The 11492-nt window shown below is 39.4% G+C and carries 9 protein-coding genes and 6 pseudogenes; 4 read left to right on the forward strand and 11 right to left on the reverse strand.

All coding sequences use genetic code 11. The features are described from left to right. Window positions 1–342: 342 nt before the first annotated feature. Window positions 343–980, reverse strand: a pseudogene (locus RFX69_RS17390) (glutathione S-transferase family protein). 16 nt (window positions 981–996) lie between these two features. Next, a pseudogene (locus tag RFX69_RS17395) lies at window positions 997–2016 on the reverse strand (NADP-dependent oxidoreductase). Window positions 2017–2157: 141 nt separating this feature from the next. Here RFX69_RS17395 and RFX69_RS17400 point away from each other — a divergent pair. Together RFX69_RS17400 and RFX69_RS17405 are read left to right on the forward strand one after the other, a co-directional pair. Beyond that, a complete protein-coding gene (locus RFX69_RS17400; RefSeq protein ID WP_108564007.1) occupies window positions 2158–2766 on the forward strand; it encodes a TetR/AcrR family transcriptional regulator in 609 nt (202 codons plus the stop codon). Window positions 2767–2881: 115 nt separating this feature from the next. Beyond that, entirely contained in the window at window positions 2882–3112 is a 231-nt protein-coding gene (locus tag RFX69_RS17405) for a hypothetical protein (protein ID WP_004281837.1), read from the forward strand. Between the two features lie 83 nt (window positions 3113–3195). Here the strand turns inward: RFX69_RS17405 and RFX69_RS17410 are convergent. The 3 genes and pseudogenes from RFX69_RS17410 to RFX69_RS17420 form a co-directional block, all read right to left on the reverse strand. Continuing rightward, window positions 3196–4372: pseudogene (locus tag RFX69_RS17410) on the reverse strand (alkene reductase). Between the two features lie 198 nt (window positions 4373–4570). Next, on the reverse strand, window positions 4571–5248 hold the full coding sequence (locus RFX69_RS17415; RefSeq protein WP_000697980.1) for a type 1 glutamine amidotransferase domain-containing protein: 678 nt from the start codon (window positions 5246–5248) through the stop codon (window positions 4571–4573). A gap of 85 nt (window positions 5249–5333) precedes the next feature. Then, a complete protein-coding gene (locus tag RFX69_RS17420) occupies window positions 5334–6491 on the reverse strand; it encodes an iron-containing alcohol dehydrogenase (RefSeq protein ID WP_000931666.1) in 1158 nt (385 codons plus the stop codon). Between the two features lie 183 nt (window positions 6492–6674). On the opposite strand from RFX69_RS17420, the pseudogene RFX69_RS19425 reads away from it, so the two are divergent. Beyond that, a pseudogene (locus RFX69_RS19425) lies at window positions 6675–7004 on the forward strand (IS3 family transposase); the annotation flags it as partial. Between the two features lie 85 nt (window positions 7005–7089). Here RFX69_RS19425 and RFX69_RS17430 read toward each other — a convergent pair. From RFX69_RS17430 to RFX69_RS17450, 6 genes and pseudogenes are all read right to left on the reverse strand, one after another. Further along, on the reverse strand, window positions 7090–7392 hold the full coding sequence (locus tag RFX69_RS17430; RefSeq protein WP_289333015.1) for a putative quinol monooxygenase: 303 nt from the start codon (window positions 7390–7392) through the stop codon (window positions 7090–7092). Window positions 7393–7727: 335 nt separating this feature from the next. Next, complete coding sequence (gene fghA, locus RFX69_RS17435; RefSeq protein ID WP_000402511.1) at window positions 7728–8558, reverse strand: S-formylglutathione hydrolase; 831 nt, start codon at window positions 8556–8558, stop codon at window positions 7728–7730. A gap of 228 nt (window positions 8559–8786) precedes the next feature. Further along, the gene (locus RFX69_RS17440) at window positions 8787–9899 is read right to left on the reverse strand and encodes an S-(hydroxymethyl)glutathione dehydrogenase/class III alcohol dehydrogenase (protein ID WP_000842149.1); all 1113 of its coding nucleotides are present in this window, start codon (window positions 9897–9899) and stop codon (window positions 8787–8789) included. A 21-nt stretch (window positions 9900–9920) separates the two neighbouring features. Continuing rightward, a complete protein-coding gene (locus RFX69_RS17445; RefSeq protein ID WP_001133596.1) occupies window positions 9921–10196 on the reverse strand; it encodes a metal/formaldehyde-sensitive transcriptional repressor in 276 nt (91 codons plus the stop codon). A gap of 282 nt (window positions 10197–10478) precedes the next feature. Beyond that, window positions 10479–10629 (reverse strand): annotated as a pseudogene (locus RFX69_RS19430) (RNA-guided endonuclease TnpB family protein); the annotation flags it as partial. 14 nt (window positions 10630–10643) lie between these two features. Next, window positions 10644–10865: pseudogene (locus RFX69_RS17450) on the reverse strand (IS1 family transposase); the annotation flags it as partial. Window positions 10866–11092: 227 nt separating this feature from the next. Between RFX69_RS17450 and RFX69_RS17455 the strand changes: the two are divergent. After that, window positions 11093–11492 (forward strand): cation:proton antiporter (locus tag RFX69_RS17455; protein WP_309169500.1); only part of this gene is annotated, 400 nt, incomplete at its 3' end.

Genomic DNA, 11492 nt, shown 5'->3' on the forward strand with positions numbered 1-11492 from the left:
TTTTATAATGATTTGACTATATGTTATTAAAATGATATAGATTACTTGTTTAATACCCCAAGGAATAATTTAATCTTGCTGTGCGTTAGTCACTTTTCTTTCAAAAGTTGATTATATCTTTCAACGTAACCGTCGTGATATTCAACCCCTTTTGATAGGAATTTGCAGTGAAAGAATAGGCGAAACTTGTCTTAAATAATGGTAATTCCTTATCTTTAAAATAGAGAACGCCCGATGAAATTCATTAGGCGTATACTTTAAATAAGTGTCAGCTTATTTTATAATCATATGTACTTGTCAATCATGATTCTTTTTCTCAATTGCGTTAAAAAAACAATTTTGCTATTTTTGACTTTTCACACCATTTTGTTCAATTTGTACTGCGACTTGCCAGCTAGGTAGTTGGCTTAAACCTGCTACATAACGTTGGATATGGGGATAATTTTCACCTTGTCCCATATGATAAACTAAAGCATGTAGTCCAAAGCCCATCATAAAGTCAGCACCGGTTAAACGGTCTGCCACTAGAAATTCTTTATCTTTTAAATATTCATTAAATGGCCAAATACCTTATCGAACTCAACTTGAGTATAATTTTCTAGAAATACCAACTTCGTGCCTTGCTTGGTTTCTATCGCATTAAACGTTTTTAACAAAAATGGCAGCATGGCAGAGCTTTCTGAGAAATGAATCCACTGTAGATAATCGACATAGGTAGGTTCATCCATATCTGGTGCTAAATGCGGCGCAAGTTTCTAAATTAATAACTCAACGATTGCGCCTGACTCTGCAATAACTTTGCCATCCCATTCCAATACTGGAGATTTCCCTAAAGGATGGATGGTTTTTAAAGATTCAAGGGCCAAATGCGTGCTTGAGTCACGATAATAGCGTTTCAGCTCATAGGGCTGCTTGATTTCTTCAAGTAACCACAAAATGCGAAAAGAACGTGATTGATCTAAATGATGTAGTGTAATCATAATAATTCCTATTTTTTTAAATTTTTACAACCACTTTGCCAAAGTTTTCGCCTTTTAACATACCATTGAAAGCATTGATCATGTTATCTAAACCTTGCACCATATGCTCTTTATATTTGATTTTTCCGTCTTTCAACCAGTCAGACATTTGCTGATTGAATTCCGGATACTGACTGCCATAATCATCAAAAATAATAAAGCCCTGCATGCGAATACGCTTTTTTTAAAGGGTGGAAATAAAGCCCGGTAAACGGTCTGGCCCTTGTGCTTGCTCGGTAGCGTTATACTGGGAAACCACACCACACACCGGTACACGTGCCGCAGAGTTAAGCAATGGCCATACCGCATCAAACACTTTACCCCCTACATTCTCATAATAAATATCAATACCGGTGGGAACTGCTTGTTGTAATTGTTCTGCAAAATTTTCATCATGATGATTGATACAAGTATCGAAGCCAAGTTCTTCTACTGCATAACGGCATTTTTCAGCCCCACCTGCGACGCCAACCACGCGACAACCTTTAATTTTGCCAATCTGTCCAACCGTAGCACCCACAGGTCCCATTGCAGCTGCAACGACTAAAGTTTCACCGGCTTTAGGCTGACCAATGTCCAACAACCCCATATAAGCAGTAAATCCTGGCATTCCCAAAATACCCAATGCCCAAGATGGATGTTCAGGTTGCATACCTAAGCTTTGACAGGCAGACCCATTAGAAATTGCGTAGCCCTGCCAGCCATTTCCGGAAAGAACCCACTCGCCTTCTTTGAATTTTGGGTTTTTAGAGGCCACCACTTGACTGACTGTTCCACCGACCATCACTTCGCCAATTTCAACCGGTGCTGCATATGAAGGAGCATCACTCATGCGACCACGCATATAAGGATCGAGTGACAAGTAAATGGTTTTTAACAATATCTCGCCTTGTTTAAGTTCATTGAGTTCAACTTGCTCAATACGAAAATCGCTGTGTTTTGGCTCACCCACTGGCCGTTTAGCTAAAACGATGCGTTGATTAATAACTGTTTTCACACATATAACTCCATGTTTTATTTGGAAGTATTTCTCTTCACAATCAAAAATTATGATTAAAATTTCTTTACATCCATTGTAGAGGAGTTATAATAAAAAAATACGACTGGTCTATTTTTTATAATAGAGTAAATAATTAATATGAAGCCTAATCCTGTTAAAAAGTCTGAAGCGAAGCGCTTACACATTCTTAACACCAGTTCAGACCTGATTTTGCATAAAGGTTTTACTGGTGTAGGATTACAGGAAATTTTACAGAGCTGTGAGATCCCCAAAGGCTCATTTTATCATTATTTCCAATCCAAGGAAGCTTTCGGATGTGAATTGGTACAGCATTATGTGGATAATTACCAAGTCCGTTTAAATGATGTATGGCGTAGCGATAAATCCCCTTATCAAAAGCTGATTGAGTATTTTAATTTATGGATAGAAGATCCTGAAACACAGTGTGGTTGGGCGGATAGTTGTTTAATTGTGAAACTTGCCGCAGAAGTTGCCGATCTATCTGAAGATATGCGCTCCATTATGTCCGCTGGCGTTGATGATGTAATCCAACGTATTGCTGGTTTAATTGATTTGGGTAAACAGGATCAGTCTATCCAAGCAGATACTGAGGCCTCGACGTTGGCACAAGTACTTTACCAAATGTGGTTAGGTGCAGCATTACTGAGTAAGTTGCAAAAAGATAAAACACCATTACATCAAGCTCTGAGAGCAACTAAATTTCTTTTAAAAAGTGAAGATTCATAAAAATTGAATTGAATATCAAATACGTAATTAATAATTCATGATAGCAATCCAATGATTATTTATTAATGTGTTGCTATTAGATCAATTTACAATCCATGAATGAGTATAGCGCACAATAAATTCTCCTTCTAAAGCCCTCATGACTCGTATTTTAGTCGGATATTTAGGCTTATATCCCACACTATTACTGGTACTCACTTTATTAAAGCCAATTACTGAGCATCAAAGTTTCCCGATGATGGTGTTGATTGAAGTCATAGTATTAGTGCCAGTAACGCAACTGATTTCTTTCCCACTGGCAGGTTGGCTCATTACACAGCTAAAAAATTTTAAGAATTTGTTTTAAGAAGAAATTGTGCTGACAACAGCAATCCTAAGTCGTTATTTTGCCAACCACAAAGGTTGGCAAAATAACTCATTAAGTCAATATTAATCTGCGTAAGCTGGATAATCAATATAGCCTTTTTCCGTCCCACCATACATAGTACTTGCATCTACTGCATTCAATGGCCACCCATTGGCGATGCGATCGGGTAAATCTGGATTCGCAATAAATGGGCGTCCAAATGCAATTAAATCGGCCAGCCCTGCCTCAAAAATTCGAGTCCCTCTTTCTGCCGTATATCGACCTGCATAAATAATCCGACCACTGAAAGTGTCTCTGACATCTTTACGAAAATCATGAGGAAGTTCTGGTGCATTATCCCAATCAGCTTCTGCAATAGATAAATAGGCAATCCCAACTTCTTCAAGTATTTTTATGGCTTCAATATAAGTCACATGTGGATCATCTTCAACCAACCCTATGTAAACACGATCTTCCTCTGTACTTTCAAATAGCGGGGCAAAACGCACTCCTAAACGATCTGCACCAACCACTTCAGCAACTGCCTCTACTACTTCACGTAAAAAACGCAAACGATTATTTAGTGATCCACCATATTCATCATCACGGTGGTTACTATGTGCAGAGATAAATTGATTCACCATATTCATCATCACGGTGGTTACTATGTGCAGAGATAAATTGATTCACCAAATAACCATTTGCACAATGAATTTCAACCCCATCAAAACCAGCAGCCAAGGCATTGCGTGCTGCTTGAGCATAGAGTTGCACTAATTCTTTAACTTCTGCATTGCTTAAAGCACGTGGCATTGAAGGATCAGCCAAGGCCCCTGCATTGGGCCCGGTCTCAATAAAGACTTTAACATTACTATCAGCCTTAATAGCCGAAGGCGCGACCGGTGATGCATGATCGGATTGCAAAGATGTATGTGAAACACGCCCAACATGCCAAAGTTGTGCAAAAATAATGCCTCCTTTAGCATGCACTGCTTCCGTCACTTTACGCCATCCAGCAATCTGTTCAGGGCTGTGAATACCAGGAGTCCAAGCATAGCCTTGACCACGTGGCTCGATTTGCGTACCTTCGGTGACCATAAATCCTGCCCCGGCACGCTGTTGATAATAGGTTGCCATCAGTTCATTTGGAATATTCCCTGGCTGCGTACTGCGCGACCGCGTTAATGGTGGCAATACAATACGGTTTTGCAAAACATAAGGGCCTAAGCTTAAGTTTTGAAAAAGTTTACTGTCTTTCATTTCACTGTATCCAAGTCATAATGACTTAATTGATCTACATTAAATACCCATCCTTCCTGTATATAGAAAAATAAAGGAAGGAAAGCTATTCACTCAGGCCCCTCACCATTAAGTGAGGGTTATTTTGCTTATTGAGCCAGTTGCTCAGAGTCAGAAGTTTATTCACTACTAAGCACCACAACAGGCACTCGCTACTCTTTATTTCAACAATTGAAGTAATGCTGAGGCAGTTGCAGCAGAAGAAGCTGGATTTTGTCCAGTAACCAGCAAGCCATCTACTTGAACATGTACTTGCCAATCATCTACTTTAGAATAATGACCACCGTTTTCTTTAAGCATGTCTTCAACTAAAAATGGTACAATTTCAGTCAAACCTACCGCCTCTTCTTCAGTATTAGTAAAACCCGTCACAGATTTACCGCTCACTAAAGGCGCTCCGTTACTCGCTTTCACATGACGAAGAACACCTGGAGCATGACAGACTGCTGCAACAGGTTTGCCAGACTGAATCGCCTGTTCAATCAGAGAAATTGAAATCGGATCTTCTGCTAAATCCCACAATGGGCCATGCCCGCCTGGATAAAACACTGCGTCATAATCAGCGACAGAGATTTCGCTAAGTTTATGCGTCTGTGCCAATGCTTGCATTGCAGTTGGATCTGCTTCAAAACGATGAGTGGTTTCAGTTTGTGCTTCTGCTAAATTACTTTTCGGATCTAGTGGTGGCTGCCCACCTTGAGGCGATGCCAGCGTAACTTCAGCACCAGAGTCAATAAAGGTGTAATACGGTGCAGCAAGTTCTTCTAGCCAGAAACCTGTTTTCTTACCGGTATTACCAAGTTGATCATGTGAGGTTAAAACGATTAAAATTTTCATGTTATTTCTCCGATATTTTTCAGGAATGAGGAGCATTGTTGCATGATCACTTGTCGTGTATCGTGACCATGACAGATACGTTTATTTAGATGCTCGCCTCGAGAATTTCACGACTGATCTCTAATGAAACATTTTTATGTTCGCCTAGCTGTGTAAGATTGTGCGATTTAAGTTGCGTAATGATGATCTCAATATCTGTCTCCCCCAGTCCATAATCGCTAAGACGGGTCGGCAATCCAAGTTGCTCAAAGAAGGCTCGAGTACGAGCAATAGCAGTATCAATACGTTGTTCTTCATCACCTTCGACAATCTGCCAGACTCGAGCTGCATACTGTAGTAATTTTTCTCGCTTCTCTTGACGACGTACTTGTAGATTGGCCGGCAACACAATGGCCAAGGTACGAGCATGATCAATACCATGTAAAGCCGTGAGCTCATGCCCAATCAAATGGGTTGACCAATCTTGTGGTACACCAGCTCCAATTAGCCCATTCAGTGCCATGCTAGCAGCCCACATCAAATTCGCACGCGTGTCATAATCTGCTGAATCTTCCAAGATTTTCGGTCCAATCTCAATCAGAGTTTGCAATAGACCTTCGGCAAAACGATCTTGTACTTGTGCATTGACAGGGTAAGTTAAGTACTGTTCCATGACATGAACAAATGCATCGACCACGCCATTTGCTAATTGGCGCGTCGGCAAGCTAAAAGTTTTATTCGGATCCAGTACGGAAAATTGCGGAAAAACATAGGGGCTGCTAAATGACAATTTGGCTTGGGTCGATTTTCTCGTGACTACCCCACCGCTATTCATTTCTGAACCAGTTGCCGGAAGGGTGAGTACACTCGCAAAAGGCAAAGCTTGAGTAATTTTAGTACCATGGGTTTCTAAAATCTCCCATGTATCCCCTGTATAATTGACTGCTGCTGCAATAAATTTAGTACCATCAATTACCGATCCGCCACCGACAGCCATCAAGAAATCTATCTTTTGTTCTCGAATCAGCTCTACAGCTTTCATGAGGGTTTCATAACTCGGATTCGGCTCAATTCCGCCAAATTCATGAATTTCTCTTGCACCTAATGCTTCACGCACCTCAGCTAAAGTACCATTCTTACGTGCACTTTCACCACCAAACAACATTAATACTTTTGCTTCTGTAGGCACATAGTCATTGATTTTAGCTATTGTATCGCCACCAAAAATAATGCGAGTCGGATTATAAAAGTTAAAATTCAACATATTTTTATCCTAGGATGATCAGCTAATTGATTTGAAAAACCACCGTTATTCATCAAATAAACTTTAAAAAATTGGACAACACTGCGGCTTTTGACTGCACCATGTGCTAACTATACACAAAAATAGACCAGTCGTCTATTTTTATAAAAATTATTTCAGCTTGCTGACTTTAGTGATGGTTAAACACATTCAGGCTTGTTCTATACCACTTTTATTATTGATGTATTTTCACGAGCGATTGTTGAATGGAAGGTATCAACACGCATGACTACTGACATGGTCGTGAACGCATTGGCTAAAGCAGTGAATGGCTCATACAAAATAGCAATGATTAAATATTTTAAAAGCAGATTGGCACGGTTTAGCAGATGTACAAATGCGACAGTAAATTAGATAGATTGGTTCAATATAAAGCGTGTAAATAGTTGCATTCGTTTATTTACCCTGTTTTGGATATTAACCCTTGTAAATGATGAGATTAAGCCATTAAATAAAGTAGCCCAACTTGAATAGAAAGCCTCTGACAAACATCATAGGGTTGAAGTGCTGCCTTACATTCAAAATTTCAGACAGCACCCTCATACATTTAAGCATCGGTTTAAGCTGGTAGTTTACTCGCCAAAACATCTACTTTTTCAATAGATGGTGGCTCTGAAAATAGCTCTTCGGCCTGAGCCATCAACGCAGCTGCAACCTTGCCAGATAAATGCGCTTGGCGACCCGCCTCATCAGGAAATGCATCAAAAATACCAAATGTTGTAGGTCCAAGACGTAGGCCAAACCACGCAACTGTCTCAGGTTCTTCCATTACAATAGGTAAACCGGCTTTAAGGAAAGCTTCCACTTCGTCTTCTTTACCCGGTTTAGCTTCAAGACGGACATATAAAGCTGTTTTAAGCATGACTAAAACTCCACAATTGATTAGAATTCAAACTGATTCTGACATTGCTAATGTATGCATGTCAGAAAGTTTTGTTGTATAAAAGTTAAAAAAAAATTCCCATAGCTGAGCCAAAATTTAGGTTTTTATTTCGACATAATGCTATGAATTTATTCAAGTTAACATCATTAACATTTGAATCAAAAAATCAAGATATGAGATGATTAAATTCAATCTTATTTATATAAGGATCAATTGACTCTACCTTAGATTTATAAGCTGACCTCTTCATCTGGAAATTATATTGCTCAAGAAGCATTCAAGAACAATATTGTACATCCTCATATCTATGAAAGTTATTTAGCTAGGAATTTGCTGTGAAACTCTATATGTTTCTCTATAAAGCTCGCAATAAAGTAATAGCTATGGTCATACCCTTCTCTTAGGTTAAGTGTAAGAGGATATTCTTGTTCCAAACAAATATTACTAAGAAGCTTAGGTCTTAACTGTTCTTCAAGAAAATCATCAGCTGTTCCCTGGTCGACTAAAATAGGTAAATGAACTTCAGCGTTTTTGATTAATTCAATCGCATCATAGCTTTTCCATAAAGTTTCGGTTTCACCTAGGTAGTGTGTAAAAGCCTTTTTCCCCCAAGGTACTTGGCTAGGTGCAACAATTGGTGCAAAAGCAGAAATACTTTTATACAGCTCAGGATTTTTTAACCCAATTACTAATGCACCATGACCCCCCATGCTATGCCCCATAATGCTTTGGACTTGATTGGTCGGAAAATTCAGGTCAATCAGATTTCTGAGCTCTTCCACAATATAATCATACATTTTGAAATGCTGCGACCAGGGTGCTTGTGTTGCATTCACATAGAATCCTGCGCCTTGGCCTAAATCATAATCTGCATGATCTGGTACATCCTCTCCACGTGGGCTGGTATCTGGTGCAACAATAATGACTTTATGTTCAGCCGCATACTTTTGTGCTCCGGCTTTAGTAATAAAGTTCTGTTCGTTGCAAGTCAATCCTGATAACCAATATAACACTGGCAACCGCTCATCTTTGTCATGAGGTGGCAGATATATTGAGAATTTCATTGAACAGTTTAATGCTATTGACTGATGGCGATACACTTCTTGCGATCCACCAAAAGAAGCATGCTTCTCAATTATTTCCATAATCAATTACCTATGTTGAGCAAGACTTCATGAGAAATCAAGTAAACAAAGAGTCTTATATTCTCCACAGAGAATAGTGATAAAGATTTAAAATGTAGGCAGGTTTATTGAACCTATACACGATGCCTACACAGATAGATCGGTTTTACAGATGATGTGCCGTTTTAGAGGATTCCATGCATGTCATTCATGATGCACATGCATGGAAAAGTATAAGGTCTGACGCAATTATTCGTAATGAATTACAGTACGAATTGACTTACCTTCATGCATTAGATCAAAGGCTTCATTGATCTGATCCAAGCCCATCGTATGTGTCACAAATGGTTCTAATTGAATTTTACCTTTCATGGCATCTTCAACCATTCCTGGAAGTTGCGTACGACCTTTTACACCACCAAAGGCAGAACCTAGCCATTTACGACCAGTAACCAGTTGGAATGGACGGGTAGAGATTTCCTGACCTGCGCCAGCTACACCAATAATTACGGATTGTCCCCAGCCACGGTGTGCACTTTCAAGGGCTGCACGCATCACATTCACATTACCAATACATTCAAATGAATGATCTACACCCCAGCCAGTCATTTCGACAATTACTTGCTGGATTGGTTTATCGTAATCTTTAGGGTTCAAGAAGTCCGTTGCACCAAACTCTTTTGCCAGCGCAAATTTATCTGGATTCATGTCAACCACAATAATACGTCCTGCTTTAGCTTGACGTGCGGCTTGTACGACTGCCAAACCAATACCACCTAAACCAAAGACAGCAACACTATCACCTTCTTGTACTTTAGCCGTGTTGTGTACTGCACCGATACCCGTTGTTACCCCACAACCCAGTAAGCAGACATGTTCGTGATTAGCTTCAGGATTGATTTTAGCCAATGATACTTCTGCCACTACAGTGTATTCACTGAACGTTGAGCAGCCCATATAGTGATAAATCGGTTGACCATTGTAGGAAAAACGAGTGGTACCATCTGGCATTACACCTCTACCTTGAGTTTCGCGAACGGAAATACACAAGTTCGATTTTCCAGATTTACAGAATACGCACTCGCCACATTCAGCAGTGTAAAGTGGAATTACATGATCACCTGGTTTGACGCTAGTCACGCCTTCACCAACCTCAACTACAACACCAGCACCTTCATGCCCGAGAATAGCGGGAAAAACACCTTCAGGATCATCGCCAGATAAAGTAAATGCGTCTGTATGACACACACCGGTATGGGAGATCTTGATTAATACTTCACCTTTCTTCGGTGGTGCAACATCAACTTCAACAATTTGAAGAGGTTGACCAGGACCAAACGCAACGGCAGCACGTGACTTCATGGAATAATTCCTTATACAGATCTATTTTAAATATGATTTTAGAATCTTGGCGATTTCAGCCAATTCTTCTTTTCGTTGTTGTTCTGTGGTTTCACCTGATACTAATGTGTCCTTTAAATGAACCTCTAACATCTCATTCATTAAACCATTAATAGCACCACGCACAGAGCATATTTGTTGCAGAATTGCAACACATTCCACATTGTCTTCTAACGCTTTTTCAATCGCTTGCGTCTGACCTTTGATCTTTCTGACACGTAGAAGAATCTTTTTTTTGTCTTCAATCTGATTAGGCATCAGACCTCCTTACTTGCTAGCATTAATACTATAGTACCCCATAGTATAAAAAAAGCAATATTTTTTATAAACCTTAAATTTTATAAACCTTAAAAATTTAGGTAGTGTTTCAAAAAGTATGCTGAGATTAAATGAAGTCACTATTGGCTCTGCAACTGGATACCACAATTAACTTTACTAATCTTTACAATAACTTATAAAATTAAACTTCTGACATACTCCCCCACTTTCGACTAACTCTATACGAAACATGTTTCTCAGGGATTTTAAAAGCAAAAGCTCTTAGGCTACTTCCTCACGGATTTAGGCATGCTTTCTGCTTCACAGAGCGACCTTTACCGCATCTTTCCTCCACAGACAAAGTGCTATGTCCTACCGCTAGAATATTGCGAGAAGCATTAATATCCGTATTCTTGCTAAAGCCACACTCAATACTGAACTAACACATCTAATCCGATGCCTTATTTTGCAATTATTTCCCTCAATACCTATAGTGAAAAACTTACCAATACTTTGCTGACAGTCTTTAAATGCAGTAATAAAACTATCCCATTGATTACTTGAAATTCGGGTATAGTGAATACTTAACTGTTTCAACTTTTCCTTCAGTCGTTGGACTATAGTTATATCTCTTTTACCCCAAACATAAGTAACAATTTCTCCTGTTTTTTCAGCACACATCACTTTTCAAAGTAGCATAAATTTCGTATCTTTCATCTTGATAAAGTTGGGGGGCATTTCTTAATTGTGTGCTTTCCAATTGAGAGTTGAAATGTCTAATGATTCTACAAATACACCTAAATTTTCAACTAACTACAAACGTGTTGCACTTGTGTTTTGAATCTATTTTCTATACTTGAAATGTCAACAGCCCCCCATACCAATCTGAGAAATATATGAGTGCAGAAGCCACATCTATCAGCCTTCTATCCCCTGTCATATTGCTCACGGCTGCAGTGATCGCGGTCCCCTTAATCAAGCGTCTGGGACTAAGCTCCGTATTGGGATATTTAATTGCGGGATTAATTATTGGTCCATTTGGTCTGGCATTCTTCTACGATTCTGCGTCTATTCTGCATATCGCTGAGCTTGGTATTGTGATGTATCTGTTTGTGATTGGACTAGAAATGCGTCCATCGCATTTATGGAGTTTAAGAAAAGAAATTTTTGGATTAGGCACATTACAAATTATTGCCTGTTCATTGGGGTTAACGGCTGTAGGCTTGATCTATGGCTATTCTTGGCAAGTGAGTTTTGTCTGTGCTGCGGGCTTTGTGATATACGCTGAATTATCAG

It is taken from the genome of Acinetobacter sp. 148 (assembly GCF_031196675.1).
GTDB classification, from domain to species: domain Bacteria; phylum Pseudomonadota; class Gammaproteobacteria; order Pseudomonadales; family Moraxellaceae; genus Acinetobacter; species Acinetobacter baumannii.